32 protein-coding genes are annotated in these 25,746 nt (G+C 51.9%); 3 read left to right on the top strand and 29 right to left on the bottom strand.

Translation table 11 applies throughout. The features are described 5' to 3' along the window. On the top strand, window positions 1–678 hold a 678-nt coding region (gene tnpC / locus MOMUL_RS14530; protein WP_153018261.1), incomplete at its 5' end, for an IS66 family transposase. A 47-nt stretch (window positions 679–725) separates the two neighbouring features. Here the strand turns inward: tnpC and MOMUL_RS14525 are convergent. From MOMUL_RS14525 to MOMUL_RS14400, 27 genes are all read right to left on the bottom strand, one after another. Continuing rightward, window positions 726–1,184, bottom strand: coding sequence for a hypothetical protein (locus MOMUL_RS14525; protein ID WP_169802217.1), 459 nt, complete (start codon window positions 1,182–1,184; stop codon window positions 726–728). 404 nt (window positions 1,185–1,588) lie between these two features. Next, complete coding sequence (locus MOMUL_RS14520) at window positions 1,589–3,574, bottom strand: VirD4-like conjugal transfer protein, CD1115 family (protein ID WP_062286039.1); 1,986 nt, start codon at window positions 3,572–3,574, stop codon at window positions 1,589–1,591. Window positions 3,575–3,686: 112 nt separating this feature from the next. Beyond that, window positions 3,687–3,959 carry a DUF2442 domain-containing protein gene (locus MOMUL_RS14515; protein ID WP_062286037.1) on the bottom strand — a complete coding sequence of 91 codons (273 nt, stop codon included), beginning with the start codon at window positions 3,957–3,959 and terminating at the stop codon, window positions 3,687–3,689. A 6-nt stretch (window positions 3,960–3,965) separates the two neighbouring features. Further along, window positions 3,966–4,232 carry a DUF4160 domain-containing protein gene (locus MOMUL_RS15940; protein WP_084785693.1) on the bottom strand — a complete coding sequence of 89 codons (267 nt, stop codon included), beginning with the start codon at window positions 4,230–4,232 and terminating at the stop codon, window positions 3,966–3,968. A 72-nt stretch (window positions 4,233–4,304) separates the two neighbouring features. Continuing rightward, the gene (locus tag MOMUL_RS14510; protein WP_062286034.1) at window positions 4,305–5,261 is read right to left on the bottom strand and encodes a tyrosine-type recombinase/integrase; all 957 of its coding nucleotides are present in this window, start codon (window positions 5,259–5,261) and stop codon (window positions 4,305–4,307) included. Continuing rightward, window positions 5,143–5,568 carry a phage integrase N-terminal domain-containing protein gene (locus MOMUL_RS16770; protein WP_269085223.1) on the bottom strand — a complete coding sequence of 142 codons (426 nt, stop codon included), beginning with the start codon at window positions 5,566–5,568 and terminating at the stop codon, window positions 5,143–5,145. Before MOMUL_RS16770 ends, MOMUL_RS14510 begins: the two co-directional genes overlap by 119 nt. A 689-nt stretch (window positions 5,569–6,257) precedes the next feature. Beyond that, complete coding sequence (locus MOMUL_RS16990) at window positions 6,258–6,485, bottom strand: hypothetical protein (RefSeq protein ID WP_062286032.1); 228 nt, start codon at window positions 6,483–6,485, stop codon at window positions 6,258–6,260. A 21-nt stretch (window positions 6,486–6,506) separates the two neighbouring features. Further along, window positions 6,507–6,878: a DUF2538 family protein gene (locus tag MOMUL_RS14500; protein ID WP_062286030.1), complete on the bottom strand. Its 372-nt coding sequence runs from the start codon at window positions 6,876–6,878 to the stop codon at window positions 6,507–6,509. Beyond that, window positions 6,878–7,864 carry a toprim domain-containing protein gene (locus MOMUL_RS14495; protein ID WP_062286028.1) on the bottom strand — a complete coding sequence of 329 codons (987 nt, stop codon included), beginning with the start codon at window positions 7,862–7,864 and terminating at the stop codon, window positions 6,878–6,880. Before MOMUL_RS14495 ends, MOMUL_RS14500 begins: the two co-directional genes overlap by 1 nt. A gap of 35 nt (window positions 7,865–7,899) precedes the next feature. Next, window positions 7,900–8,097: a hypothetical protein gene (locus MOMUL_RS14490; protein WP_062286026.1), complete on the bottom strand. Its 198-nt coding sequence runs from the start codon at window positions 8,095–8,097 to the stop codon at window positions 7,900–7,902. A 92-nt stretch (window positions 8,098–8,189) separates the two neighbouring features. Next, a complete protein-coding gene (locus MOMUL_RS14485) occupies window positions 8,190–8,708 on the bottom strand; it encodes a JAB domain-containing protein (protein ID WP_236713133.1) in 519 nt (172 codons plus the stop codon). 73 nt (window positions 8,709–8,781) lie between these two features. Continuing rightward, a complete protein-coding gene (locus tag MOMUL_RS14480; RefSeq protein WP_062286024.1) occupies window positions 8,782–9,624 on the bottom strand; it encodes an ArdC-like ssDNA-binding domain-containing protein in 843 nt (280 codons plus the stop codon). Between the two features lie 162 nt (window positions 9,625–9,786). Continuing rightward, a complete protein-coding gene (locus tag MOMUL_RS14475) occupies window positions 9,787–10,023 on the bottom strand; it encodes a hypothetical protein (protein WP_062286048.1) in 237 nt (78 codons plus the stop codon). Window positions 10,024–10,092: 69 nt separating this feature from the next. After that, a complete protein-coding gene (locus MOMUL_RS14470; protein ID WP_236713132.1) occupies window positions 10,093–10,380 on the bottom strand; it encodes a hypothetical protein in 288 nt (95 codons plus the stop codon). 45 nt (window positions 10,381–10,425) lie between these two features. After that, window positions 10,426–10,815: a hypothetical protein gene (locus MOMUL_RS14465; protein WP_062286022.1), complete on the bottom strand. Its 390-nt coding sequence runs from the start codon at window positions 10,813–10,815 to the stop codon at window positions 10,426–10,428. Window positions 10,816–10,898: 83 nt separating this feature from the next. After that, window positions 10,899–11,207: a type II toxin-antitoxin system PemK/MazF family toxin gene (locus MOMUL_RS14460; RefSeq protein WP_236713131.1), complete on the bottom strand. Its 309-nt coding sequence runs from the start codon at window positions 11,205–11,207 to the stop codon at window positions 10,899–10,901. Next, entirely contained in the window at window positions 11,197–11,442 is a 246-nt protein-coding gene (locus tag MOMUL_RS14455; RefSeq protein WP_062286017.1) for a hypothetical protein, read from the bottom strand. The genes MOMUL_RS14460 and MOMUL_RS14455 overlap by 11 nt, the downstream gene beginning before the upstream one ends. Window positions 11,443–12,306: 864 nt before the next feature. After that, a complete protein-coding gene (locus MOMUL_RS16985) occupies window positions 12,307–12,951 on the bottom strand; it encodes a hypothetical protein (RefSeq protein WP_062286014.1) in 645 nt (214 codons plus the stop codon). Continuing rightward, the gene (locus MOMUL_RS14440; protein WP_062286011.1) at window positions 12,911–13,759 is read right to left on the bottom strand and encodes a hypothetical protein; all 849 of its coding nucleotides are present in this window, start codon (window positions 13,757–13,759) and stop codon (window positions 12,911–12,913) included. Before MOMUL_RS14440 ends, MOMUL_RS16985 begins: the two co-directional genes overlap by 41 nt. Beyond that, window positions 13,756–16,140, bottom strand: coding sequence for a DNA topoisomerase III (locus MOMUL_RS14435; RefSeq protein WP_062286009.1), 2,385 nt, complete (start codon window positions 16,138–16,140; stop codon window positions 13,756–13,758). The genes MOMUL_RS14440 and MOMUL_RS14435 overlap by 4 nt, the downstream gene beginning before the upstream one ends. Before the next feature lie 212 nt (window positions 16,141–16,352). Beyond that, window positions 16,353–17,414, bottom strand: coding sequence for a helix-turn-helix domain-containing protein (locus MOMUL_RS14430; RefSeq protein ID WP_062286006.1), 1,062 nt, complete (start codon window positions 17,412–17,414; stop codon window positions 16,353–16,355). Next, the gene (locus MOMUL_RS14425; protein WP_062286004.1) at window positions 17,411–17,950 is read right to left on the bottom strand and encodes an LNS2 domain-containing protein; all 540 of its coding nucleotides are present in this window, start codon (window positions 17,948–17,950) and stop codon (window positions 17,411–17,413) included. Before MOMUL_RS14425 ends, MOMUL_RS14430 begins: the two co-directional genes overlap by 4 nt. A 6-nt stretch (window positions 17,951–17,956) precedes the next feature. Then, entirely contained in the window at window positions 17,957–18,592 is a 636-nt protein-coding gene (locus tag MOMUL_RS14420) for an EAL domain-containing protein (RefSeq protein WP_084785690.1), read from the bottom strand. Next, window positions 18,558–18,866 carry a hypothetical protein gene (locus tag MOMUL_RS16980; RefSeq protein WP_062286000.1) on the bottom strand — a complete coding sequence of 103 codons (309 nt, stop codon included), beginning with the start codon at window positions 18,864–18,866 and terminating at the stop codon, window positions 18,558–18,560. The genes MOMUL_RS14420 and MOMUL_RS16980 overlap by 35 nt, the downstream gene beginning before the upstream one ends. A 20-nt stretch (window positions 18,867–18,886) precedes the next feature. Further along, window positions 18,887–19,060, bottom strand: a complete 174-nt coding sequence (locus MOMUL_RS14410; protein ID WP_169802216.1) for a hypothetical protein — start codon at window positions 19,058–19,060, stop codon at window positions 18,887–18,889. Window positions 19,061–19,250: 190 nt separating this feature from the next. Continuing rightward, window positions 19,251–20,303: a ParM/StbA family protein gene (locus tag MOMUL_RS14405; RefSeq protein ID WP_064774453.1), complete on the bottom strand. Its 1,053-nt coding sequence runs from the start codon at window positions 20,301–20,303 to the stop codon at window positions 19,251–19,253. 163 nt (window positions 20,304–20,466) lie between these two features. Further along, the gene (locus MOMUL_RS14400) at window positions 20,467–21,687 is read right to left on the bottom strand and encodes an ISL3 family transposase (RefSeq protein ID WP_062285994.1); all 1,221 of its coding nucleotides are present in this window, start codon (window positions 21,685–21,687) and stop codon (window positions 20,467–20,469) included. A 243-nt stretch (window positions 21,688–21,930) separates the two neighbouring features. On the opposite strand from MOMUL_RS14400, the gene MOMUL_RS14395 reads away from it, so the two are divergent. Beyond that, window positions 21,931–22,239, top strand: a complete 309-nt coding sequence (locus tag MOMUL_RS14395) for a beta family protein (protein ID WP_062285992.1) — start codon at window positions 21,931–21,933, stop codon at window positions 22,237–22,239. Between the two features lie 37 nt (window positions 22,240–22,276). Beyond that, complete coding sequence (locus tag MOMUL_RS15930) at window positions 22,277–22,957, top strand: beta family protein (RefSeq protein ID WP_161485033.1); 681 nt, start codon at window positions 22,277–22,279, stop codon at window positions 22,955–22,957. Here MOMUL_RS15930 and MOMUL_RS14390 read toward each other — a convergent pair. Both MOMUL_RS14390 and MOMUL_RS16765 read right to left on the bottom strand, forming a co-directional pair. Next, window positions 22,902–23,501: a sce7726 family protein gene (locus MOMUL_RS14390; RefSeq protein ID WP_062286044.1), complete on the bottom strand. Its 600-nt coding sequence runs from the start codon at window positions 23,499–23,501 to the stop codon at window positions 22,902–22,904. The genes MOMUL_RS15930 and MOMUL_RS14390 overlap by 56 nt on opposite strands. 597 nt (window positions 23,502–24,098) lie before the next feature. Next, the coding region (locus MOMUL_RS16765; RefSeq protein WP_161485032.1) for a hypothetical protein at window positions 24,099–25,746 on the bottom strand (1,648 nt) is incomplete at its 5' end.

Below are 25,746 nucleotides of genomic sequence, written 5' to 3'. Positions count from 1 at the left end.
CGCTTCCTGGCGGGTTTTAAGGGTTATTTGCACGTTGACGGCTATGCTGGCTACAATGAGCTTCCGGATGTCACCCTGGTCGGCTGCTGGGCCCATGCCCGGCGCAAGTTCGACGAAGCCTTAAAGGCCCTGCCGGAAGATAAACGCAACAAAGCAGTAGCCGCTCGGGAGGGGCTGGAGTACTGCAACCGGCTCTTTGCCATCGAGGGCGAGTTGAAAGATAAAACGCCGGAAGAACGCTATCAAATCCGCCAGGTGCGCAGCAAACCCGTGCTGGACGCCTTTTTGGCGTGGCTAAAAACCCAGAAATCCCGGGTACTGCCCAAAAGCACTTTTGGGCAGGCGATTTACTATTGCCTGGGCCAGTGGGATAAACTCGTAGCCTTTTTGCAAGACGGGCGTCTGGAACTCGACAACAACCGCAGCGAGCGCTCCATCAAGCCCTTCGTCATTGGCCGCAAGAACTGGTTGTTTGCCAACACCCCGCGGGGTGCTAAAGCCAGCGCCATTACCTACAGTATCATAGAAACGGCAAAAGAAAACGGGTTAAATCCCTTCCACTATCTCATTTACCTCTTTGAAAAACTTCCCAACTTGGACCTCAAGGATAAAAACGCCCTGGATCAACTCCTGCCGTGGTCGGAAACTCTGCCTCCTGTCTGCCGGATGAATAATTAAGCTTGTTTTAGCCCCCACCTCGGTGATAGGTGGGAGCTATTTTACGCTTACATAAGAACAAAATCAATCAATTGGGGTCTTCTCTTAACTATTTCGTAATTGTCAAGGACCCGTCTGGGCTTACCTAGGTATGAAAATGTTAGAATATATCTTGAACCATCTTCATGTATTCTAATAAGTTTAGGTTCCTCAGTCAACTGTGGTTTAACGCCATCAGTAAATATATCTGGCCCATACTTCTTTTCCATTTCAGCCTTAAAATATTTTGGGTTATTCCAATCGCGACTAATTCCCGAGGTAGGTATAAAAAGATTTACGGCTGTTCTTCCAGCATAACGATATTGTCTCGCAAGTACTTTTGCAATATCGATAGTCTTAGGACTGTGGACTAGGACATCTGCATAATGTTCTATGGATGTGCCCCCAGGCTTTAATTCGTTAGTTTGTGCAATATATTTAAGGGCAGCCTTTGGGACTTCCATGGCTAAAACGTCCTTTAAATCCACAATCATGCTCGCCTCCATATGCAAGATTACCTCAATTATTCTGCGTAATTATAGAAAATCCTGCCACTTCCCGCCATTTTATGCATATTTTTTCTAATGCTTGATCCGAAGACCCACAAAGCCCCTGTCCCCAGGGTAACCCGCAGGCCAGGGGCTTTAGTTTAAGTTATACCCTCCCTTGTTTTGTTTCAAAACCCGGACAATATACCACGTTACCCGTCGCCTCAGGTCCGCCCCGCGCTCCGGGCACAATACCTGCTCAGCCATGCCCCGGGCGATCGAATCCTGGCGCGGGAGTCGGTTCGCTAGAATAGTAAAAGTCTTACCTCAGATATGGCCGGAATTTCAAGCTACCATACTGACCCAGGTCCTACGATCCGCTAATAGCCAACTATTCCCGGCGTTCACCACGGGACAATGATTTTTCCGCTACTCGTGTTATTTTCTGTCACTATAACCCTATCTCCCTCTTTTATATTTTCTTCCATCAACTTTTCTTCCCCATCTTCTACAAGTTGCCGGTCTATGTTATCGTGGTAATCCTCATTTCCACCATCGTTAAGCTCGTCTTCAGTCTCAAGCTCTTTTTCTTCTTCCTTCTTTTCCGTAACTATAACCTTCTTCAACTCCTTCGCTTCCGGGAATTGTTCATAATCTAACACTATTAACTTGGCCGGCGGTGTGCCGTCGGGGAGAAATACCAGGCAAAACTTTGAGCGCATTTTCTGGATCTCGTCCGGGGTCATCAGTTCCCGGCCGGTAATACCGAGGCTACGCCTGTCGTCAAATAACCCCTGTCCCCATATTGGATTAACTTCCCGGGTAGCGCTTCTTGTTTCCACGGTACTTTCCCCTAGCATACGGCTTACGTAGCGAGCGGTAGTATCATCTTTCACGCCTATAATTAACTTCGTGTCACAGCAGGCCATTATTTCCTCCCAAGTCCGTCCATATTTCCTTTCCAACTGGGGAATGCTCTGGACTATAACATGGCAGTCGAGGCCGCGGCTGCGGACGGTGGCGATTTTCTTTTCAAACTCCGGAATGCTTACGATATTGGCGAACTCATCCAGGAGAAATCTGACCTGCACCGGTAAACGGCCATTGGGGGAGGTATCAGCAACCTCCACCAGCCGGACGAATAAAAAAGTAAACAGCAGTGAAGCCAGAAAATCAAAGGCGCCGTGGGTATCCGGGGTAATGATGAAGTAAGCGCACTTTCCCTTACCGGGTAACGTTAAGTCTATATCGCTGTCACCAGTTATACGTCGCACCATTTCTTGCTGAAAAACTTGCAACCGGGTACCCAGCCCGATTACCACTCCACCTTTGACGTTATCGCCAGCCATGGCATAAACATTATACGGTCCTTTTGCTGGATGGCCAGGTGAAAGTTTAGCGAACAAGGCATCTACTTGTTCAAAATCACCTGCAGCTAATATATCATAAAGGGAGCCAAAATGGCGCATATCCGCAGGCAGTTCTGTGGTTACATAGAGGGCCAGGGCCTTTAATAAATTTTGCTCAGCACGGTCCCAGAAGGCGTCACCTCCTTTTTTAGGCCCGGTTTCCGTTGTACTGATTACTACTTGGGCAAAAACGTCGGCATCCAGAGGGGTCCGGATTTCCGCCAGGGGGTTCCAGTGATCCGATTGTTCCATTTGGACCAGGTTGAAGCCCTTAACCGTGTACCCTTTTGACTTTAGCCAGCCGGCCATGCTGCGGTAAAGCTCGCCCTTGGGATCCGTCACCAACACGCTCTCCCCTGACCGGACCGCCGCGAAGATATTGGGCCGGACATAGCCACGGCTTTTGCCGGAACCTGGTGCGCCGACCACGAGTACATGGCGGTTCATCCAGGTTTTGGGCTTAGGTGGGATACGCACTGGTGCTGCTCCTAAAGCCCCCAGGACTATTCCCGGGCCGAAGCCGAAGTCGCAAACCCGCTCCAGGTCGCTTTTCACGGCCCACCTGGCGCTTCCGTAAGTAGCGTCATCTTTTTTTATCTTTATGCCGGGGGTTTTACTAATCGTCCAGTCAAATTGCCAGGCTATCCGGCGCAGGGTACCTATTACTGCAATTAACACATTAAGGCAGATCCACCAGGAACGTACTTCAGGCTGGGATAGATGGCCGCCCAGCCAGGCCCTGGCGGTTGCCAGCGGGTGCTGGAAGTACCACCAGGCCGCAGTATAATTGGGATGCCCGTGCAGCCCCCCGGTCAGCCATTTATAAGCTGCCGCAAAGATGGCGGCTACAGGACCGAGCAACCACACGTCGATGATGTACAATACCGCCAGGCTCGTTATGAAGCCGACTGCCAGCAAAAGAAGCCCTATGCCGTTATTGCCGATTTTCTCCGTGAAACTTGCAAATATCTTGTTGAACATAAAAAACACCTCCTAAAAAGAAAAGGCCCGGGAAATTAACCTTCCGGTGCCTTTTTACAAAACTTTTACGAACAAAAGTAGCAGGCGCACTATGCATCCTGCTACTACTTTACTATCCTTGGGCTATATCTTCCCCCGGTAACCTTAAAGGCAGGCTCCGGCTATATAACACGTCCGGATCCAAATCTGCGCCGTTGGGCCAGGTAACCGTCCCTGCCTCATGGTCTACCTTTACCTGCTTAAAATAACTCGGATCTTTAAGAGGTTCAAACACTGGCCCTTTTAGAAACTGGCGCAGATCAATAATTTTATATTCGCCAGTGTCAAACTCAAGAATAAGGTGGTAGTCTTTAACTGGATAAGCGCTTTTAATTTCCCGTAACATTATCGTTCACCGTCCTCCTGGAGGTTTTACTTGCTGTAATACTTCGCCAGCTTCTGCCCTCAGCCAGTTTTGCATTAAAGCCGTGGCTTCCTGTCTTACCCACATTTTTGCTACTCCCTGAACACGCCGGGGAAGGGTTCCCGCCAGTAGCTTCCCATCTGGTATTGAAAGTGCCGCCCGAAATCCTTTACCTATGACATGAATATGTGGCGGAGAATGATCTTGGTAGAACATATATACTTTATAGCCGAGAAATTCGCATATCGTTGGCAATGTAAACTACCCTCTCCTGTAAAATATTATAACCTAGCTCAAGGATTCATGATATATGTAATCGTGATGTTTTCATCTTTTCCACTCCGATCCCAGGTAAATTTTTGTAACTTCCGGCCGGTTGTGACCCAGTTTTTCCGATACTTCCGCCAGGGCTCGCCTTATTTTCTTCAACTCGCCCACCTTTACCCGAAATTGCTCCCGGGCGTAAGCGTGCCGCAGGCCGTGGAAAGTAATGTTGACCTCCTTTCCTAATTCCATTACCTTATCCCGGTGCCGGCGGATGAAATTCTGGATCCGCTTAATAACCAGGTGGGTTTTTTCTCCGGGGGGCACAAGGAGTTTGTCATTTTCACTTGCCGCCATTTCACAGGCTTCTTTTAAGGCCGCGGCTGCTTCCGTCGCCAGAGGGATATCGCGTTCTTTCCCACCTTTGCCCTTCACGTGCAGCATACCGGCGGCAAGGGCCTGTTCGGCATCTTTCCGGGACAGGCGGGTAATTTCGTGCACCCTCAGCCCGGCATACCTGGCCAGGCGCATGGCCAGGGCCACCTCCGGCCGATCCAGTCTTTCCGCCAGGGCTATCATCTTCTTATATTCGCCGTCGCTCCAGGCCCGGTCCGCCCGTCCGTCCGGGGTCGAAGCCAGGCCGAATTTTTCGTTCCCGGATAGCTGGAACCTGGCACCCTCAATATAGCGATGAAAGAATCTGACTGCCGCCAGGTCACCTTTTATCGTTTTCTCGCTTGTTTCATTCCCGCGGCGGTAATCGATGTAGGCCTCCAGGTGCTTGTCGCTGATATTGCGCAGGTTTTGCAACCGGAACCTGGTGGCACAAAATGAAAGGAATTTTTTCATGCTATCCCGGTAGCGAAAATGGGTCTTTATGCTTACCTTGCCCTGGGTATCTTTAACGGCCTGCCGGTAGACTTTCTCGAACTGGATTTCGAGATTGTGAAATAAGCCGCCGCCTCCGGGAGTGGGTGATTTTATACCGGTACCTGACTTCTTCGCTGAACGTTTTGTCATCCAGTTTCTCCTCCAGTTCAAACAGGGTCTTGTTATCCGGCATTTCGTATTTACGCCAGGGGATCTGGTTGTGCCACCATCTAATTATTGAGAGTTCAGCTAAGATTGTCTTTTCCTGCACCCCCGCCTGGCGGCGGTGGGCGATATAGGCCGCCACATGGCGCGGCTGGATGTTGCGGATGTCCTGAGGGGCAAACCTCGCCGCTAAAAATTCTAAGAAAAGGCGGTAACGCCGTATTTTAACCTTTCTGCTTTCCACCGAGCCTCCCCGTGCAAAACGTGCTATTCGGTTTACAAATTGACCCATTAGCCTGTCAAAATTTTCGTTTCCGGTAGGTTTCCATTTTACCTGCACCCGGCCTTCCTCCCCTGATCCAAATAATTTTAAAAACGGTAATAGCCAACCACACGCTACGACCCCTGAGGGTTGCGTTTCATAGTTTTTTTCGAGAAATGTTTCTTGCATTTACCGCGTTTTGCTTGCGATTTAAAGCTTCGCGGTTTCGGCGCCCAGCCCGTCTCAGTGCCCCCCTCCGGGGTGCCTGAGACGGGCTGCGCCCGTTTCCGGCCCCCGTATCCCCGCCGGCCTCCCGGCCGGCGGCGATCCGGGTGGCCCGCCTTAACGTTGCCCTCCTGCCGTCGGTCAACGTTAAGGCCGTTTCCCGTTTTACCGCCCTATTCGATTGTCCGCGTGTTCCTGCCGGCCGCCACGTCATCGGCTTGCCGCCTGTGACCGTGGCTGGCCTCGCACGCCGTACTTTCGAGTTGAGTATTCATACTGCCCATGCTGCCTTCGGCGGTGCAAGCCCTAGGCTTGCGGGGCAGATAGCAGCCCTTACCCCCATGGGGGGCGACCCGGCCCTGGGGCCGGGTCAGGGCTGGCGGCGATTTGACAGCGCCGCTGCTGCTTTAAGGCCTTCGGGCTTATTCAGCCCCCGCAGGCCGGCCATGCCTGCGAAAACCGTTCATGAAAACCGTTCAGTACACTTCGTCTCATTATTCCAGGAAAGGAGTAACGCTCTTCACTTTCCTCTTATCTGCATTGCCTTCAGAAAAGCTTGGTACCCATTTGTAACCATACATAGTTTCGGTCTCATCCTCATAAACCGTTATATGGCAGCCCTGAATATCGCCTATGCAAAGCATTAACTTGTAGCCGTTGCAACACTTCTCGGCATCTTCTTTGTTAAGCCACCAGTGTTTGCCACTTTTGCACCGGTACATACCCTTAACTCCTTTCGCCCTCTAAAGTTTTTTCACCGGCCTCTTTACCTGCATTGCCGCCAGGGCGGCCCGGTACATTTTTGTGTCCAGGACCGCTATGGCATCGCCGACGTTGAATAACGGCCGGTCAGTCGCCCCTCCGAACAGGTCCACTGCCAGGTTCACCATGATGCGGTGGCCTGAACTAAGGTCAACCTTTTTAAGGAGGTCGAACCACCTGAAACCGGCGTCGCTGAAGTACCGCCTGGCCTTAGGGTACAATTCCGGCAGGGCCAGGATGTAACCTGCGGCCCGGTACTCCCTGTTGCCTTTCATGCTCTTCATGGAGGCGCATAACTCTTTAAAATTTCCTTCATGCTCTTCATCCACAAAGTAGATGAGCTCCTCCACCATTACACTCCCCTTTCTTCTTTTACCGTTATTTCGCATCCCGAAACCAGGGCGTCGTCAATTCCCTTTTCCTGATTCCAGGAGGCTATAAATACTCTTATGCCTTTTCTTCTCAAATTTACCTTTAATTCTCTTTCCGCACGCCTTACGGCGTCTTTCAAGTTCTTATCGCGGTCATAGGCTATTACAACTTCCCTTGCTCCCAGTTCCTGGATTGCCTCTACCGCCGGGCGCCAGTTGCCGGCGCCGGCAACACCGATAAAAACGGAACCCAGATATCGGGAGGCGATGTCGGCTTTAAGCGGCCCTTCAGTCACCCAGACCCGGCGGTCTTTTAGTTCCTCCGGCCGGACCACATGGCAAGGGGCACCGGATGAGGAACCGCCGGTTTTATTGGGGGTGCTGAAAAACCGGTACTTGCCGGTCCCGTCCGGTTGATCCAGTCGTACCTGCAACGCCTGGATGCGGCCCTCGCTGTCGCGGACCGGGATAAAATATCCCGGCAGCGCTTTAAAGGTCCAGTAATGGCCGCCATAGCGGCCCCGGGCCTGATAGAAGCCCGGGACGCCGGCCAGGTCGTATCCTCGTTCCTTTAGCTCCTTGCATAGCCGCCAGCGCTCCGCTGGCGATGGTACGCTTTTATAACCGTTTCTTTTGATTTCTTCTTCGGATAAACCGCGCCGCAACAGGTCTTTTTTATGCTCCGGCAACAGGTGCAGGCAACTTAAAAAAGCCCGGTAGACGCGATTCCTTGTTGCAATTGGCGCCGCAGGGTTGGTTCCCGCTGGCGAATAGACTTCTTCTTTTACCACACCTGGGGCCAGCTTATGCAGCCAGCCGCCGTTGCTTACCGGGTAATCGCTCTTGACCCGCATACATACCGCCAGGCGGGAGTTAATCCCGCACCAGTCGGTTTTGCCGCAGATGGGGCAGGGCTCCCGGCGGGAAACCCGCCAGAAAGGCTCACAGGTATCCTTTAACGCCTGCATCGCTGGCCCTCCTTCATTTTCATTCCTGAATGCTTTTAAACCTCGCAGTCGGCCATGTTTCTTGCCTCATTCCGGTTACCAGTCTCCGCCACCAGGCGGATTAACTGTACCAGCCTTTCGCCCCGGGCAATCTCTTCCCGGAAGGAAAGTTCCCGGAGACCGGACATGGCCACCCGGTAAACCTCGCTTTCACCGGGGTTTTGCGCTTCGTATACCCTGTATACTGGTTTCATTATGCTTGGGGAGGGCCACAGGCCCGCCCCTTTTCCTCCTTTCGTCAGATAAGGTTCACACTCGTTGGCCTTCTTGGCTACTATAGAGCTTCTTACGTTGGCATTATTGGCATCAGTAGCCTTTCTTTTAATGACACCCAACCGTCATCCGCTATAATGATATGGTCCAGGACTTGTATCCCCAGGATATGGCCAGCTTCCACCAGCCGCCGGGTAACCTCGATATCTTCTTTGCTGGGGGTGGGGTCGCCGCTGGGGTGGTTGTGCCCCAGGACTATCGCTGCCGCGTTGGCCAGGATAGCCCCTTTGAACACTTCCCGGGGATGGGCCGGTGATGAATTCAGGGTGCCGATACTGACGATCTCAACGCTGTTGATCCTGTTCTTGCAATTCAGGTGGATGGCTGCCATGCACTCCCTGTCCCTTCCGCCCAAAAGCTTTCTGAACAAAGGGACTGCCTCTAATGGCCCTAAGAGCCTTTGCGTCTCATAGGGTAGGGCGTTTTCTTTTACCATTGATACGCGCACAATCTTTACCGTTTCCGGAAGTTTGGGCGCTACTGTTTTTTCCCTTTCATAACCCTCTGTCGCGAAAAATGTCATCTGCTCCATATTCTCGGGCGGGCCGGCGGCCCGCCCTTCTCCTCCTTCCGTTGGATAAGACCGAGCCGGATGGCCCATAGCATTATGCCGCTACCTCTTCTTTTCGGGCTTGTTTAGCCGTAAATACCCTTCTTAAGCATTCTTCCACGTCAGCTAGGACGCGGAAAATGGCTTTTAACGCTTCCTGCGGGTTTCCTTCAGCATAGTGGTTTATATACTCCCAACTGTACTGGTGGTACCCTCTTACGCCGTGGACCTCGCACATGGTGGCCGCGAACACTTCGGCCACTATTTCCTGTTCCGGCACCTGGCCGCCCTGCAGGGGACGGAAGGTGTGATGGATGGCGTGTCCCAATTCGTGGAACCATGTTTTCACGTCGTGGGTATGGAGGACAATTTTCTTGCCGTTGCTCCAGGAGAAAAAACCGTAAGAACCGTCGTTTCCTGGCGCATAGATGATTTCCTCCACACCAAAAGCCTTCGCCACTTCTTGCAGCGGCGGGGGTTCGGGAGGATCGTATTTTACCTCCGGCAAGGGTTTGCCCTCGGTATCTTCGTAGCGGAATACCGGAATGAACCGGAATCCCACAATTACCTTGCGTTCTTCTTCACGCTCTTCGCCAGTTTCCTGGTCGGTGACCTTGACGATCTTTTTGACCGTACAGGGGGCAAGGATGTGAAAGGCTTTAGCGCCTTTTTTAACCCTGCGCCCCGCTTCCTGCCACTGGTGGAAACCCCGGGCGTCTTCAGTGCCGGCTAAGTACATCAGCAGCCGGTTGCCCAGGCTCCAAGTGTCGCTCGGTTTGCTAGAGCCGCCCCGGGGCCGGATCAGGGTCCTGGCCACGGCAGGGGGTAGGTCGCCGCTCGCGAACATGGCCAGTAAACGGTTCAAGGCTTCCCTGGCTTTTTCGGTATCGTACTTCATCTTTCCGAGCGGGCCGCCGGCCCACCCCTTTCCTCCTTCCGCGAGTAGAATTAGGGCGGGCCTTTCGGCCCAGGTTTTCCTATAAAAACGAAAGAGGACGCAAAGGTTGTTTAAACCTTAACGTCCTCTTTCATAGTTTGCGGCTTATGCCGGGTTAATCTTTTACCGCAGTCCCAAGGCCAGGGTGACGATTATACCGCCGAATCCTACCAGCATAGTTACCAGCAGGCTGAAAGCCCAGCGGTTGATGCCACCCATCTCCTTGTGCATATCATCTAGCTTAGCGCTTAACTTTTCGTCCAGGCGGTCGATCCGGTTCAACAGGAAGAAAAATTCTTCCGACACCAGACGGTGCGAAGGATCCCCTGCCGAGGCCGTTTCCTTTTTGGTTTCTTCCATGGCAATCACCCGCCTTCACCTCCATCATATTACGGCGAGGGCAGTCTGGCAAGGTTAAATTGCCTCTTCCTACCGTAGTCCCAAGGCGAGGGTGACGATTACGCCGGCAAAGCCGACCAGCATAGTTGCCAGCAGGCCGAAAGCCCAGCGGCTAATGCCACCGATCTCCTTGCGGACATCGTTAACTTCCTTGCGTACATCAGTAATTTCTTTACGTATATCCTCAAACTTGAGGCTCATCTTTTCGTCCAGGCGGTCGATCCGGTTCAGCAGGAAGAAAAACTCTTCCGACACCAGACGGTGCGGATGATCCCCTGTCGTTGCCGTCTCTTTCTTCGTTTCTTCCACGGCAATCACCTGCCTTCACCTCCATCTTATTACGCCGATGGCGTTCTGGCAAGGTTAAATTGCCTCGTCTTCCCCTTCGGCTGGGCTACGTAAATCGCGGAACCTGGCGGTGTAGTAAGCCCGCCCGTTCTTTGATTTTACCCGGCTGAATGTCACTCCAATTATGTCCCAGTTTAGGCCCTCTTCTTCCAGCCCTTCGGTGATCTCTTTGAAGCCGTTGACGACTACATTGCCACCGGTACGGTAGTAATGCCGGTTATCGCCCTGGACGGTGAAGATCACGTTTTCGGCGCCGTCATTGTAGTTAGACTGGACAATGGCGGCATTTTCCAACGTTACTTCCCGCCCGATCAGCTTCTCGAAATCACCTTTCTCGCGGCCGCGCAAGAACCCTAAGCCGCTTCCTTCCCGGTTGGCATTCTTGATGCGTTCTTTTAGACTCATTTTTGCGGGTACGGGCCTTCCCGGCCCGCACCCAATCCTCCTTTCGTTGGATTGGTATTTTAGGGCCGGTAGCCCTTGAAGCCCTATAAGCTCAAAAGCAGGCCAACTTTCTTTTTGACCCCGGCAAGGGTTCCGGTATCAATATGCCCGATTACTATTGCCGATGCCTTGGAAACCACCGTGATATGGTCGCAGACCACCTTGGAAGGTTTCATCAGGCCCGCTTCCGGCCATTTGTTTATTCTTACGTCCCAGGCACTGAAAGCTCCGGTGCCGGAGATTTTGGCGACCACCAGGTCCCGCCTGTTCTGGTTGTGCTCATACGAGCTCAGTACCAGGGCGGGCCTGGTCTTGCCGCCGCCTTTATCCGCATATGGGATTTCAGTTATCACCACGTCTCCCGGCTTGAAGCCGTTCCTGTCGTTCTTTTGCTTCTTCCCATTTTTTGCGGTAATACTCGTCCAGTTCTTTGTCGTCCCAGTCGTCCCAGGTTTCGGTCGGGTCATAGAAGGCCACCGCCTTGCCCTGGAACTGCGGCCAGAACCGCCAGATGATCTGGTTCATTAACCAGATCTGGTCCTCCCGAGGTAATTGCTCGACAACACGCGCTACTTCTTCCCTGTTCATAATAATCTCCTTTCATCCCGGCACGCTCCTTCCTTATAATAAATTGAAGCGCCCGGGGGTCTCCCACGGGCGCTTGAAAGCCTGCACCCGTGGGAGGGCCTTGTAAAAGCAAAAAACACCATGACCTTGCAAGTAAATACTGAACTTGCTTTCTTAGGCCAAAGTGTTTCCTTTCATGACTCACACGGCTTTTTAAGCTGTTGAAGCCGCCAATCTTTACTTTTCTTACATGTTTGCGCCGCTACATACGGCTCATCCTGCCCCGGTTTGGTAGCTTAACGCTAAACTTGTAACGCCGAAGGCTGGGGGCAAGCCTTTTTCCGGCGCTTAGCCCGTTTTTAAAGGAGGCAGCCACCCCTCCTGCTCTTTGCGCCACTGGAGATGGGCAGCTCCGGCCTGTGGCGCTTAGGACGGTTAGTTACAAGGGTTACTACGGCTTGCCTTGGCAAGTGTCCTCCTTGCCGCCGCTGCGGCTTACGCCGCTCACCCAGGAGCCGGACCTGTAGCGCCGGCCATCTTCCGGTTCGCGCCGCCTGCTCCTCGCCGTGGCGGTCGCGCCATATTGCCCGCTGTATCGGTTGGGTCCCACCGGTGCCGTCTGCTCCTCGCTATGACGGCACATCTGGAACGCCTGCTCATCGCCGTGACGTTCCCGCTTCACGAGTACACCCAGCTCTTCGCCATGGGACTTTTCGTGAAGCACCTCTCACCAGCGTATCCGTCTCCTCTTCGGCATGACGGCCGCTCCGGGGCTTCCACCCGCACCAGCCAAGGCAAATGCTGATGGGTGAGGGTATGGTTGGTAGGTAGGTTTATCTAGTTATTACACTAGCAAAGTTATCCAGAGGTGTCAAGAAAAATTTTCTATGCCAGTTTAATTTTTTCCTTTAGCATCCCCGGCCGGAGGAGCAATTCATCCAGGGTGAATTTTTTTCCGGGTATTTCTCCTTTCCGCCCTTCCATGGGTAGTATATACACATCCGCTGCCGGGTTTATTTCTTCGTCCAGGCGCGGGGCATCTATTAACCATTTTTCCGGGCCGTTAGCGCCGTTGAAGGCCATTTGTGCGTGGAGGCAAGAGTTTTTGGCCTTCACCAACTGCCAGTTGAACCCCGGCACTTCTTTTTTGGCCAGGGAAAAGAATAAGCCGTAAACCGCCAGGCGGCAGGCTTCCTGGGCGTCCAGAGGCGGCCGGCTTTCCGCCGGTAGCCAGAGGCGGAATGGGCCTACTGCGGTGAATACGTCTACCCACTTAGCCATGCCGGCGTACCACAGGGTTTTTAGGGCTGAATTGGCTGTGCGGCGGCTGCACTTTAATATATTTGCGGAAGCTTCCTGGGTAAGCGCTTTGGCCTCAACTAACGCGCTTAATAATTCATAAGCGCGGCCGCTAAAATCCCTGGCGCCGCTGCCCGGCCCCAATTGGCCAGGGTGCAGGGCAATGCCCCGGGCGTAGGGGCTGATCCATTCATTTGCTCTGGCCGCTGCTTCCTTCACGCCTTCTGGCATGCAACTTCCTCCTCCCGCGTATGCGTTCTGGGTCAAAGACTACCATGTGCAACTTTTTCCCGGCTTTATCGTAGTGTAATACCTGAAAAGGGAACCGTTCTCCTTCGGAAATTTTTCTACCTACCGGATAGCCGGCGATGCCAACTATGCCCTGCCGGACCTCAACAAAAAGGTTCCTCCCGCGGATCATGATAATTTTTCCTGATACGATATCGCCCCTGCTGAAGTCCGCGTTTTCCCAGGGGTCTTTAATGCCCACCTCTATTCTTTTGTTTTCTTTATCTATCCCTTCGACTACCGCCGTAACCAGCTGTCCCGGCTTGTATATGGCTTCCAGGGGCAGTGATTTTGAGTGCGCCGCTTTAGTATAAGGCACGGGGATGATTACGCCGCCGCCGATATCGAGGCCCACGTTGCGGCGGGATATGAAGCGCACCAGGGCCGGCACCTCTTCTCCTTCCTGGAGGGTATTTAACAGACTGGCACGGGCTTCTTCGACCACTTCCCGCCTGGTGCAGGCCACGATGCCGTTTTTCTTGTCGATATGCCGGATTTTTACGTTTACCTCCTGGTCGATGAAAAAGTTCATCATCCGCTCGCTGGGAAGCCCGGTTTCGGAGGCCGGCACTATGCCACGTATACCGTCCCCCTCTTTAAACCTTAATTCCCAGTAAAACTCTTTCAGGGTTTTGGGGGTTACAACCGACGTGACAATCCCGCTCAATACTTTGCCACGATCCTTGGCGTCGTAAAAGATATCCCAGCAATCTAATTCTGTTCCGGCGAATCCTTCGGGTGTTAACCTCATGCGTTCTCCCTCCTGTTTTGTTCTTTGTCAAAATCGAATCCTACTTTCCCGTCCTTACCCAATATAAGTGCTGCATCAAATTCCTTGCCGTTTTTGGATTTAAAGCCTTTAATCATCCCGGTCCTGCCTTTTTGCAACAACTCCTTCGCCTGGCCGGCGGTAATCTTTTTACCGGCGATTTCTTTCCAGATGACAAACTTGCAGCCTTCTTTCCAGCCGGAACAGCCGTATCCTTTCTGGGACTCGGTAACGTCTTTACCGCACAGCGGGCATTTCCCCAGGGTTTCGCTATTCCCTTCGGCAAATTCAAAGTTAACTTTGCTCCCTTCCCCCAAGGTCAGTGCGGCGTCGAACTTTTTGCCGGTTTTAGACTTAAAGCCTTTGATTACCCCGGTTTTCCCTTTCTGCAGCAGTTCCTTAGCCTGGTTGGCCGTTATTTTTTTGCCGGCGATCTCTTTCCAAATGGCGAATCTGCAGCCTTCTTTGTAGCCGCTGCAGCTGTAGCTTTTGGGGTATTCCATCACCTCCCGTCCGCATATGGGGCACTGCCCCAAGACTTCCCGGTCAGGATCGGCCCCCGGGGCGGCTTCCTGTTCCCTGGCCATTCGGACCACCTCCGTGGTGAAGTTTTTTATTCCTTCCAGCCATTCATTAAAGTCGCGCTGTCCTTCCTCGATCTCTTTTAACCCTTCCTCCCATCGGGCTGTTAATTCGACTGACTTCACCTCCTCCGGCACCAGGCCGATAAGGGTTTCGCCCTTGGCGGTAGGCAGCAGGTTTTTCTTTTCCCGCCGGAGATAGCCGACCTGGATAAGGCGCTCAATAATTGCCGCCCTGGTGGCGGGAGTGCCGATGCCGCCGGCGGTCTTCAGAGTATCAGCCATCTCTTTGTCCTCCACCAGGCGGCCGGCGTTCTCCATGGCCGCCAGGAGGGTGGCTTCGGTATAGCGCTGGGGGCGCCTGGTCTGCTTCGCCTTTACTTCTACCCCCTGAACGGCGACTTCTTCGCCTTCCACCAGCTGGGGGAGGGTCTGGCTTTCTTCGTCTTTACTTTCTGCTTCGTCTTCATCCTGCCGGCCGTAGACGGCCTTCCAGCCCCGATCCAGTTCCACCCTGCCATGGGATAAAAATTTCTCGCCGCCGGCGGCGGTAACTACTCTAGTCACGGCGTACCGGGCGTCCGGGTAGAAGATGGCCAGGAAGCGGCGCACTACCAGGTCGTATACCTTTTGTTCAGCCGGGCTTAATTTGCTTAGATCGGGACGTGAGGCCGTGGGGATGAGGGCGTGGTGGTCGCTGACTTTGCTGTCGTCCACGTAACGCTTGCCTAGCTGAGGCAAGTTTTTAGGGACCAGGCCGGCGTAGTCAGGTATGCCGGTCAGGGCTTCCAGTCGCCCTGCCAGGGTATCCCGGACCAGGGCCGCCGTTAAGTGGCGGCTGTCGGTGCGGGGGTAGGTTAGGAGCTTGTGTTTTTCATACAGGGCCTGGGCCGCATCCAGGGTTTTCTGGGCGGTGAGGCCGTATTTTTTGTTAGCTTCTTTCTGAAGGTCGTTGAGGTTGAACAACTGCGGCGGCTGTTCCCGGGCCTCTTTCTGTTCTATCTTTTCGACGATCCCGCCGGCGCTTATTTTAGTCAGGTTCTCAGCTTCTTGCCTGTCATGCAGCCGGTCCTGCTTTTCCCGGAACCATTTGCCCCTGTAGGTTTCGCCGGTGCTTTTCCGGAAGGTAGCCCATATTTCGAAGTACGGCTCCGGCTTGAAAGCGCGGATCTCCCTTTCCCTGGCCACCACCAGGGCCAGGGTGGGGGTCTGGACCCGGCCGACCGAAAGCAACCTGTTGTGGCGGCAGGTGAAGGCCCGGGTGGCGTTGATGCCTACCAGCCAGTCGGCCTGCGCCCGGGCTTCGGCGGCGGCCGCCAGGTTGTCCAGTTCGCGGCCGTCGCGCAAGCGACGGAATGCTTCTTTGATGGCCGCCGGCGTGGCTTCGGAGAGCCAGAGGCGCTTGACAGGTTTCTGCCCTTTGCACCAGGCGTATATTCGGCGAAAGATAAGTTCCCCTTCCCGGCCGGCGTCACAAGCGTTCACCACGGTGCTTACGTCTGGAGATTGTACCAGGCGCTTGATGGTTGTCAGCTGCTTCCTGCCGCTGCTGATGGGTTTGAGGGTAAAGTCAGGTGGGATAAGGGGCAGCTGCTCCAGGGACCACTTTTTGAGTTCCGGATCGTAGTCCTCCGGTTCAGCCAGTTCCAGCAGGTGGCCCAATGCCCAGGAGATGTAGTACCGGCTGTTTTCCAGATAACCGTCCTGGCTTTTAAAACCGCCCAGGACGCCGGCCAGATCGCGAGCGACTGATGGTTTTTCAGTTATTATCAGGGTTTTGATGCTGCCCGCCTCCTTTTGCTAGTTATGAGGGTATTCTTCGTATGCGGCAAAATACTGGCACGCCGCCAGGTATGGGTTAACCTTTTTGCCGGATAACCCGCAGTGTTTGCGTCTGGGATTGCCGTAAAACCGGCAGGCTGCGCAAATTTGAGGGGTTGTTTTGAGTTGTTCGGAAATAGAATTTGCTGTCATCTTATCCCACTCCTTCCAAATCAGACTAATCTGTATAATTCCCGATATTTATCATAGTCCTTACTATGCACTGATAGCCCTGGCGGCTTTTCTTTTCCTTTCCAGGTTGGCTTTCCGGCTGGTTTCGGCCCCGGCAAATACCGGTAATCCTCCTTGCACGCCTCAAGGAGCCATCCTATCGTATTGGTTTTTTCCTTGCCGCTTTCAAGCATCTTGATTTTCTGCTCCACGTATCCTGTAGGGTAATCCACGAGCTCGTTAAGTGCCGCTTCAGGCAATGGATAACCTGTGGTTTTTATAAATAACTCTTGGATCCTGTCAGCTGCTTCCGGTTCCGTCTGCCTTTCCGGCTGATCCGGCTCGCCACCGGCGCCAGTTTCTAGCACTGTTTTAGTTCCGGCCATGCCCGTAAGGGATCCCTCCAGGACCCTATCCCCAGGATGTTCTTTGGTGCTATCGGCGCATCCAACTTCTCTTTCCCTGCCTCCTGCGCCGCCAAGGGTTTGGCTGACGCCAGCCTTTACAACAACAACATCTTCTTCACTGGTTATTGTTAATTGGTTATTGTTAGTGGCTCTCTCTGAACCGGGGTAGGTTCTGTGTGAACCTACCCCGGTTCTGTGTGAACCTACCACTCCTGGGGGGTAGTAGGTTCTGTCTGAACCTACCCCTGCAATTTCGTGACAGGGTAGGTTCTGTTGGAGCCTACTACCCCTGCCGGGTATTTCTTTGCCCTGCCCTGCTGTTGTATCGCTGGGGTCAAGGAGTGTATAAATATTGCTCCTGTATTCCCCGTCTTCGTCCTGACGCGTTTCTTTTCTCAGAAGGCCTTTTTCTTCGAGTTCAGCTATAGCCCTTTTTACGGTAGCCCGGCTGATGCTGCAATGAGACGCGATATTGGCAATCGACGGCCAGGACTTGCGACCCTCACCCGCGCACCTGGCCAGGTACAGCCGCACTACTATGGCGTGGCAGGAAAGGCCAAGGTCGAAGATAGCATTGCTGTCCCAGAACCAGTTTTTTCTTCTGCCGTCATGCAGTTCATCCCTGGGTTCTATGTAAGCTGTTTCCATTCTGTTCATGCAAAGGCTCCCACCTTATCCCTTTTTCCGGCAGCAACATGGGGCATAATCTCGCACCAACTGATAAATTTTTTTATCCCCTGCCCCTGAACACCATAGTTATAAGGCCAGGTCTTCATAAAAACCTTGCCGACAACGCCCTGCAGGCTCAATACCTCCAGGGGATCATCCTCAAAAAACCAATCAATACCGTAATACCGGGCAAAAAATGCCTTATAGCCCCGGGGAAGAAACATCAAAGTGCCGCGAGGGAAGTTGTTTAACTCCAGCCATTCCCGCGTTAAATTAGCGGCCATGATAGGCCGGTTGGTGAGGTAGATAACTTCATGGCCGGCGGAGGCCAGAAGCCTTAATGTTACCGCTGCATAGGGAAAAGGTTGGGCCTTGCTTAACAGCTCCAAGCCTTCCGGAATAGTAAAAAACCCTGCCGGTATTTCCGGATCAGGGTAACGGGTTAGCGATATGCGGGTAAACTTCATAACTAGCATGGCGTTTATATTGGCAATAGTATTGCAAAGGTCAACCCCGATACGCATTATATATCAACCTCCACCGGCCATAATACAAGTATCTGCCCAGCCCGGCTGTGGTTTCCCCAGCAGGTAACCCTGGCCGTATTCCACGCCCAGGTTCTGCAAAATCTTCAGCTCACCCGGCTTTTCGATTCCCTCGGCAATTACCTCCGCCCCCAGGTAACGGCATACCTCCAGGGCCTGGGCCAGCAGCAGGCGGTTGGAAGCATGGCAGTGGCAACCCCTCACCAGGGAACGGTCTATTTTTACAAAATCAGGCCGCAGGTGCAGGGCCGCCCGCAGCTGGCCTATATCCGGCCCAACGTCGTCTATTGCTATCCTGGCCCCTTTCCCGCGCCAGGCACTTAAAACACCCCTTAATTGCTGTATATCCCTGCAGCCGTACTCGGTTAACTCGATGACCAGGCGCGGGTTCGCATAGCGACCAGCTTCAATATCAACCAACCCTGCCGCCGTCACGTTAACGCTTAAGTAACCCTCCGGCGGATAGCCGCCAGCCAGGGCGGCCACAAAGCAGGCGGCATCCAGCTCGCCCAATAGCCCCCATACCGCCGCGCTCTTAAAAAGCCGCCCGGGTTTCGCCAGTACGCCATCACCCCGTACCAGGGCTTCATATCCCCATAGCCGCCCGGACGTAATGTTCATCACCGGCTGGTAGTAGACCCGTATCCTTTCTGGATGACTTATTACCGCTTCGACGTCCCTCTTGCTTAGCAATATGCTTACCGCCTTTCTGCCAGGGGCTATACTTTTGCTTGGCAAAATATTCTTCGACCATCTTCACCTGGGCCGGCCCGATGCGGTAAACCGTCAAGGGCGGCTGCCCGGGCAGCTTCATGACGATAATCTCGCTTTCTGGAACTAGAACCAGGTCGGAGATTATCACGTGTACCGGTACAAACGGGTTTTTCTCCCCCACCTCTGGCCACCACCTCTCTTTTAAAAATCAAAAACCCCCGCCAGGGTTTCCCGGAACTTAACGGGGTCAATTCCCTTAGCATTCTGGCTGCTGGCCCCTGGGGCAGGAGTCGCAAGCCCCCGCTTTTCCAAGCGGGCCAGCCTCTCCTCAATACTTGCCAGGCGCATCCCCAGGTCCAGCCACTCCCGTGCCACTTTCGCCCTGATACGGGGTGGGTAACGAAATACGGGATGGCTTTGTGGCAACTGCAAATTTAGGCGTTTCAAGGCATCGGGCAACTTTTTTCACCTCGTTTGTTACAAACCCAGAATGTTAGGCTTTAATAAAACCTCCAATGTTACAAAACCAATCCATAAACCCCTGTTATATGAGCAATCACAAGACCTAATCAACTTTACAAACCATCTCGTGATACCCAATCGCGTTGGCGAATAGCGGGTCGTTAGCTACCCGCGCTCCCGGCAAAGCCCGCAGGAGTTCATCCTCAAAAAGACAGGCCCCGCCGCCGGCAAGTATCGTCAGGGCGACAAACCCGGCCCGGCCGCCCCAGGCCGCCAGAACCCCCTGGGCGATGGCCTGGGCGATATCACGCCTGGCCTTCTTAAACGCATCTTCCAGGTATATATCCCTGCCCGCGTAATGGATGGGTCGCCCCACCATGGCCCCCTCAACAGCTTCCTGGTACATGGCCGGGGCCAGGGGGGCTCCCGTCTGGCGCTGGAACTCGGCTGCCAGAGAGCGGTGCAGGAGGTTCACGCCCGCCTCCAGGCTGCCGCAGGCCTCCGGCAAGGGGTGGGGGATATTATCGCCCCGGTCTTCAAAGAGCAGGTAGTCAGTGGTGTAGGTCCCCACATCGACCACGCCGAGATACCCGTTCCCTGGTAGGGCTACTTCCCCTGCCAGGACCGCACCCGCCCCCTGGGGGAAAACCAGCACCTGGCCAAAGCTGATATGCTTCTCTTCCCCGCCGTCCACGCTCACCCAGGCCGCCAGGCTTTCCAGGCGCTTCTTCAGGGCGTCCTTCTGTGCGCGGAAATAGGCCAGGGGCAACCCCACGGCCAGGTCAACCTGTTTCGGGAAAGGCCCCCTGTCGCCTGCACCCGCCAGGTAAGCTGCCGTAAGCAGCATCAGGTCGTGGAGGGCCGCAGGTTTCTCCCGGCTCAAAGTTGCCGTAGCCGCCAGGGACCTTAAGGCCGCCTCGCCGACCAGCTTTTCCTCCACCTCCCCGTTTGCCCTTCGCACTCGTACCCTGTGGCCCGTCCTATCGTGAAACAACCCGCTTAGGGGGTCCTCAACAAAGGGCGCCACCACCGAGGGAAAAGATATCCTGGCCACCGGCGAAACTGCCTTGACGAAACCGTAACCCACGTCTACCCCTACAGCCCCGACCTGGATTTGTGCATGTAATGTTTGGTTGTTAACTTGAAGTGCCAGCATAAAACCACGCTCCTTTTTTCGTTGGTTAAATAAAGTCCTTCATAAAAATAAAAAAGCCAGGGCAGCAATATGCCCTAGCCACCATAAATATGAGATTACACGACAACAATCGAGCATTTTCTTTAAATATATGTGGTATTATTGTTTATGGCTCCTCGCTATATTAAGTGGGTAAACCAAAATCAAGGTTACCAGCAATGAGATAAGAGATGGTAATAAAGTTAGCCTTATTGCGGTAACCACGGGCCTTTGCTTTTCCAGCTTGCAGGAGACTGTTGGTGCCCTCAAGGAGGCCGTTAGAAATCCGGCTGGTAAACCAACTTAGCACTCCTTCCCAGTGGCGTCTAATTGTTTTGGCGGCCTCAATCATCGGTTGCAGGCGGCAATGAGTTGCCCAGAAATACCATCGTTTGAGATGGGCTTCGCCACTCTCCCGGTCAGGCTGGGAAAAAAGGTCCTGAAAGGCCAGCTTGATGCGATAAGCTCGCCCGGTTTTCAAGTGACAACGGCTAAGGGCCTCAATACTTGCTTTTTGTTTACCGGTCAGGTTGGCAGGGTTCTTCAGCCATTGATAGCGGGTCTTCTTTAAAAGGTCTGTCTCCCTGCTTTCCTGGCGCCTTACTTCATCAAGGGCCTGATTGACTATTTGCATGAGGTGATACCGGTCTAAAACTATGATGGCATGGGGTAGGTGTTCTTTAAGGCCGGCGATAAATGCCGGGGAAAGGTCGCAGCACACTTCCTTTATGGCTTCTGGATTGCCACCATGCTGGACAAAGTCCTTTACAAAAGCGGCAATGGTATCCTTGGCTCTGCCCGGGGTGGCAAACAGTAAGGCGCCCTTATCTAAATCCACAAACAGAGTGATATAATCGTGTCCTTTCCGAGCGGAGGTTTCATCGATACCGATGCGGGTTACCCCACTGAAATCAGCCCTGGCTCTGCCGGCCACAACGTAATGTTTTACTACCCGCCACAGCCGGGTATCGTGTTCGTTTAATAATCTGGCTACGGCAGCTATAGGCATATCTTTGGCCAGGCGCATGAGATGGGCTTCAAACAAAAGAGTAAATCCGCTCTCCCTTTTAGCCCAGGGAACCTCAACCTTCCTGATGCTACAGCCATGTTTACACTCTACCCGGGGTACACGAGCGATGATGAAGGCCTGATATTGAAAGAAGTCCAGATGGCGCCAAACCTGTTTCTCCGTATCATAGGCCTTGGCCCCAGGTTTGCCGCAGACCGGACAGATAAAGCTGGCACCGCGCTCAAAGTCAACATGGATATCAAGACACCCTTTTTGCTTGGAGAAAACAACATCAGTAACCTTCCAGGGAGGTGTTAGGCCCAGGGCATGAGCAAATAAGGCGTTCTGGTCGGGCAATGCTGGCCACTTCCTTTAACACTAATTTTGACCAGCATTTCTACACTGTAAGAAGATATTCCTCCTTCTTGTTATTTATTTACATTAATGGTAGCAATCCTTTCAGGCTTAAATTACCATATATGGGAGCTCAACATGCTAGAAGTAATTTACTCCTTTTTCGATAATTGGTTTTACCCATACAAAATAGCGAGGAGCCTTGTTTATAGAAATTTTATGCTGCAATTAGGGGGATTGCCATCTATGCCAGAGTTTTATGTACCCATTCTTAAATGGAAAGAAGGAGAACGACTGGCGTTGCGTAGGTTGTCGGATGAAGCCAAAAATAACTTATGCCCTGTACTAAATATTATGAAGGAGACCAAACCAGATAGTTTCGCAAGTGAAATTATAAAAAATTGGGGTGAAGGGCGGCGGTTTTACCTTGATTTTCACCCTACCTTTAGAGACGACTTAAATGATTTTATGGAAGCAGCATTGACCGAGCCCGAAAGCTCTAAGCTAGCTAATTTCAGCAAGCAAACCTATAGAGTATTCTCAATTAATACGTGAAAAAGCTAACATATTCTCTAACGGTATTGCCTTGAGGGTGGGCATTCAGGAACTTGAGGATGTAAATAACTTTGAGGAGCGATTATATAAAGACGCTGGAGCTGATAAACAATCTATTGATTTAATTGTTGATTTGGGAGAAGTAGTACAATTGCCTCAAGACGTTATAAAATCATTAGCTACTGTTATATGCTTTATGCTTACTCAAATAAAAGCTTCGGATTTTAGAAATGTAATTGTGGCTGGGTCCTCATTCCCTGAAAGTTTGAATGTTCCTCAAAACAAAATATCGTTATTGGAAAGAAAGGAATGGATATTATGGAAGGAAGTCCACAACAAACATTCATATGTTAAGTTTGGAGACTATGGACCGGACGATCCACATGATCAGGAATACGATCACGGCATTACTATAATACCAACCATTAGATATACCTCAGAAAATACATGGTATATTGTCCGTGGAATTCGCGATCCAAGAAACCCATATGATTATACACAATTTCACAGCCTATCACAAAAACTTATTAATATATCAGACATCTTCTGTGGTAAAGATTTTAGTTGGGGAGATATGAAAATTTATGAATGTGCTAATCAAAAATGCACCGGCTCTAATAATTGTAACCATGGGAATATGAGAAGTTGGGTACCGATTAACACTAATCATCATTTAACGTACGTTGGGCATCAGGTCGCCATGCTTGTCTCTTCTTAAGGCATTCTCTAACATATGCCTTAAGTTCTTCCAGTGAAATATTTTCCGATACATATGCCCAAAGTTGAGCACGTGTTAGTCTCTTTATTTCTTTGCCCACATTGTAGCGCATAACCAAATCCACAAGCTCATCTTTCCAAAGAAACTGGGCCAAGGAAAAGGCGTCAATATTAGCATTTCTTTCTGGTTGACGTATTTCTGTTATGGTAATCTTACCTGAATCCTCGCAGCTTGCTACCTTAATTCCCCACCAAGGGGGTATTAGGGTAGCAACTTCTTTAAAATGACTAGCGCCAGTAACAATAGTAATAGTATCAAACACTCGATTATATATCTTAATTTGCCCTGGTAGTCTCTCCAGGGTATCCCGATCACTTTTTATCTCATAGCCATGCATAGCACCATTAACCAAGGCTATATCAATTCGGGCTTCCCCTTGGCACACCTTTAACTCGTGTACTATTAGCGTTCCTGGCTCTTTACCATATTTTTTTATGAGGCTATCGCTAATCTCCTGCCTAATTTCCCTGTCGTTTGTTACCATAATGGCTTTCTCCGTTCCGGCAAAATGCTCCTTCTCAGTAGTATTATAACTCATTTCTATGCTAAAGTGCCTCTTTTTTGGGAAAGCTACAGTGAATCTGCCCCCCGACGACCCAATCGAAAGATCATGTGACGCAATGAATTTAACCCTTTACCTGGATCTGCGAGGCAACAAATTAGCATCCCCAAAAAGGCTATAAGAAGTCCTGGCAAAGAGAAAACGCATCCCAGCTTAATTAAGCTGAGGGCTTCAATTTTAAAATTCTGTATAGATAGCAGGACTGCAGCTATTATCACGAGGAAAAACGTGAATACATCCAAAAAGAGCAGCCCCCAAGAAGAATACCAGAGTATGCGGCATAAAGCTTTAGTAATAAAACGCCAGGTATCTCTTCGATCTACCATGGCTGGTTTTGAAACTTTCATGCGTCTACCCCTCCGGCCTTGACCGGGGTTAGGTCCGGTTGATTGTTAACTTGAAGTGCCAGCATAAAACCACGCTCCTTTTTAAGTTCAGTTAAAGGCACAGCTCTTTCAAAAAGTAAAGCCAGGGTGATAATCCACCCTGGCTCCAGCTTCTGATAGACATATCCTTTAATCAATCATCAAAAATTTGACTACGGTAATTGCATCTTCCGGTTACACGCATAAGCTCAGGATGCCCGGCTAAAAAGTAAGTAATGTTTTCCCTGATTGAGGTATTGTAGTTAGCATAGCGGGCGAGTTCTGCAGGTGTCATCACCCTTTCAAACTTAAACATGTTCAGGGGGATACTCGGCTCATATTCACTTTGATACTTATTGTTGCAATAACTCCCTCCTGCCACCGCGCTTAGGGTTACCTCTGCATCTAAAATTTGTGGGTACAGCAACCCGCCAATGCCATTCCAAATGCTACCCGCTTTTACGCGGGGTGAAAAATCTTTATTAAGTACCCACTCCCCGCGCCAGTTCTTGTAATGGGTATCACGATAAAACTCACAATAAAAATCTCTCGTTTCACCCGGGGGTATGGTCCCGCTTATCCTTCCAATTACTTCGGGGTTTTTACTGCCGCTACAGGCAATTGAGAGGTCTTTAATGGTTACCCAATAATTGCTGTAATTTCTTATGGGTATTCGGGCTTTATAATGGTATCTATAAACGTAATACCAGTAACCCCCGGGTTTACGCCATTTATCTAATACCTCCGTGCTTGTTCTTTTAAGAGTAACGCCTTCAAACTTATAATAAGGATAACCCGGACCATCACCAACCGCCTTCAACTGATCAATATCTTCCTGGGTAGCTAGCTCCGACGATACTTCACCATCGACTACGCCAATGGGGTAACCTACTGTTTTATCTACCCACCTATATCCCGGCACCACATCATACTCCGGGTGCCCTATACGCCAGTTATTAGGATCATCCGGCACCCACCTCAAAACTTCCTTGAACGCCGGTTCGAGGTCGAATACCTTGATGTTTTCCGTTTCAACCCATTGGGGTCCGGAAAATTCTAGCCCCTGGATGTCGGCATACATGGCCACCACATCGCCGTCATCAGCAGGGGGATTATGCTTGTACCGTTCCGGGGCATAAGGGTCATAGTTTTCCACCACCTGGGCATGGACGAAAATATATGCGGTTTCATAAGGGTTATACCCGCCGGCCCGGGCATTGGCCGGCAGTTTCAGCATTACCCACTTGGTGTCATAGGGGCCTATGGTAACATCACCGGTCCAGTCATCGCCGGACAAAAAGGCGTGAACCCTTAAAGTCACCGGCCAGTCGTTTTTATTAAGGAGAGGGATTATAACCGGGCGCCAGTCTTCGGTTATGGTGTCGCCATAGGGATAACCTACAGGATAGGGGTCCTGCCCCATATTACGGATGGGTAAACTTCTCCCCCGGTACATCGTTGCAGGTATGATTATGGGCGGGTAGAGATACCTTTTGGGCTGGTCGGTGTCAATATATTGTATCTGGTCATACCCATCCAGCACCTGGACCTCCTGTTCTACATACTTGCCGCTGTTGAGGTAAGCAAAACCCGTCATTTGGCCGGTGGCAGGGTCGCACTCGATCAGGAAGCGATAACCTCCGCTATCCTGCCAGAACCCGTAGACCTTGCTGCTGTCGGCCAGGGTCTCCCAGGAGGCTTGCGGGTGGCTGCTGCCTCCCGGGCTGGCGGCAGGATGTCCGGCAGCAGGGAAAAGCATTAACCCTGCAAGGAAGAGCCAGAATATTATTTTTTTCACCACC

Origin of the sequence: Moorella mulderi DSM 14980 (assembly GCF_001594015.1) — a bacterium.
Classification (GTDB): domain Bacteria; phylum Bacillota; class DSM-521; order Neomoorellales; family Neomoorellaceae; genus Neomoorella; species Neomoorella mulderi.
This window is presented reverse-complemented; position numbering and strand designations above follow the sequence as displayed.

Coding starts and splice junctions, on each gene's coding strand:
- MOMUL_RS14520 (WP_062286039.1), bottom strand. CDS start 3,574: ATGTTCAACAAGATATTTGCAAGTTTCACGGAGAAAATCGGCAATAAC.
- MOMUL_RS14515 (WP_062286037.1), bottom strand. CDS start 3,959: ATGTTACGGGAAATTAAAAGCGCTTATCCAGTTAAAGACTACCACCTT.
- MOMUL_RS14510 (WP_062286034.1), bottom strand. CDS start 5,261: ATGACAAAACGTTCAGCGAAGAAGTCAGGTACCGGTATAAAATCACCC.
- MOMUL_RS16770 (WP_269085223.1), bottom strand. CDS start 5,568: ATGGGTCAATTTGTAAACCGAATAGCACGTTTTGCACGGGGAGGCTCG.
- MOMUL_RS16990 (WP_062286032.1), bottom strand. CDS start 6,485: ATGTACCGGTGCAAAAGTGGCAAACACTGGTGGCTTAACAAAGAAGAT.
- MOMUL_RS14500 (WP_062286030.1), bottom strand. CDS start 6,878: ATGGTGGAGGAGCTCATCTACTTTGTGGATGAAGAGCATGAAGGAAAT.
- MOMUL_RS14495 (WP_062286028.1), bottom strand. CDS start 7,864: ATGCAGGCGTTAAAGGATACCTGTGAGCCTTTCTGGCGGGTTTCCCGC.
- MOMUL_RS14490 (WP_062286026.1), bottom strand. CDS start 8,097: ATGAAACCAGTATACAGGGTATACGAAGCGCAAAACCCCGGTGAAAGC.
- MOMUL_RS14485 (WP_236713133.1), bottom strand. CDS start 8,708: ATGGAGCAGATGACATTTTTCGCGACAGAGGGTTATGAAAGGGAAAAA.
- MOMUL_RS14480 (WP_062286024.1), bottom strand. CDS start 9,624: ATGAAGTACGATACCGAAAAAGCCAGGGAAGCCTTGAACCGTTTACTG.
- MOMUL_RS14475 (WP_062286048.1), bottom strand. CDS start 10,023: ATGGAAGAAACCAAAAAGGAAACGGCCTCGGCAGGGGATCCTTCGCAC.
- MOMUL_RS14465 (WP_062286022.1), bottom strand. CDS start 10,815: ATGAGTCTAAAAGAACGCATCAAGAATGCCAACCGGGAAGGAAGCGGC.
- MOMUL_RS14455 (WP_062286017.1), bottom strand. CDS start 11,442: ATGAACAGGGAAGAAGTAGCGCGTGTTGTCGAGCAATTACCTCGGGAG.
- MOMUL_RS16985 (WP_062286014.1), bottom strand. CDS start 12,951: ATGCCAGAAGGCGTGAAGGAAGCAGCGGCCAGAGCAAATGAATGGATC.
- MOMUL_RS14440 (WP_062286011.1), bottom strand. CDS start 13,759: ATGAGGTTAACACCCGAAGGATTCGCCGGAACAGAATTAGATTGCTGG.
- MOMUL_RS14430 (WP_062286006.1), bottom strand. CDS start 17,414: ATGAACAGAATGGAAACAGCTTACATAGAACCCAGGGATGAACTGCAT.
- MOMUL_RS14425 (WP_062286004.1), bottom strand. CDS start 17,950: ATGCGTATCGGGGTTGACCTTTGCAATACTATTGCCAATATAAACGCC.
- MOMUL_RS14420 (WP_084785690.1), bottom strand. CDS start 18,592: ATGAACATTACGTCCGGGCGGCTATGGGGATATGAAGCCCTGGTACGG.
- MOMUL_RS14405 (WP_064774453.1), bottom strand. CDS start 20,303: ATGCTGGCACTTCAAGTTAACAACCAAACATTACATGCACAAATCCAG.
- MOMUL_RS14395 (WP_062285992.1), top strand. CDS start 21,931: ATGCCAGAGTTTTATGTACCCATTCTTAAATGGAAAGAAGGAGAACGA.
- MOMUL_RS14390 (WP_062286044.1), bottom strand. CDS start 23,501: ATGGTAACAAACGACAGGGAAATTAGGCAGGAGATTAGCGATAGCCTC.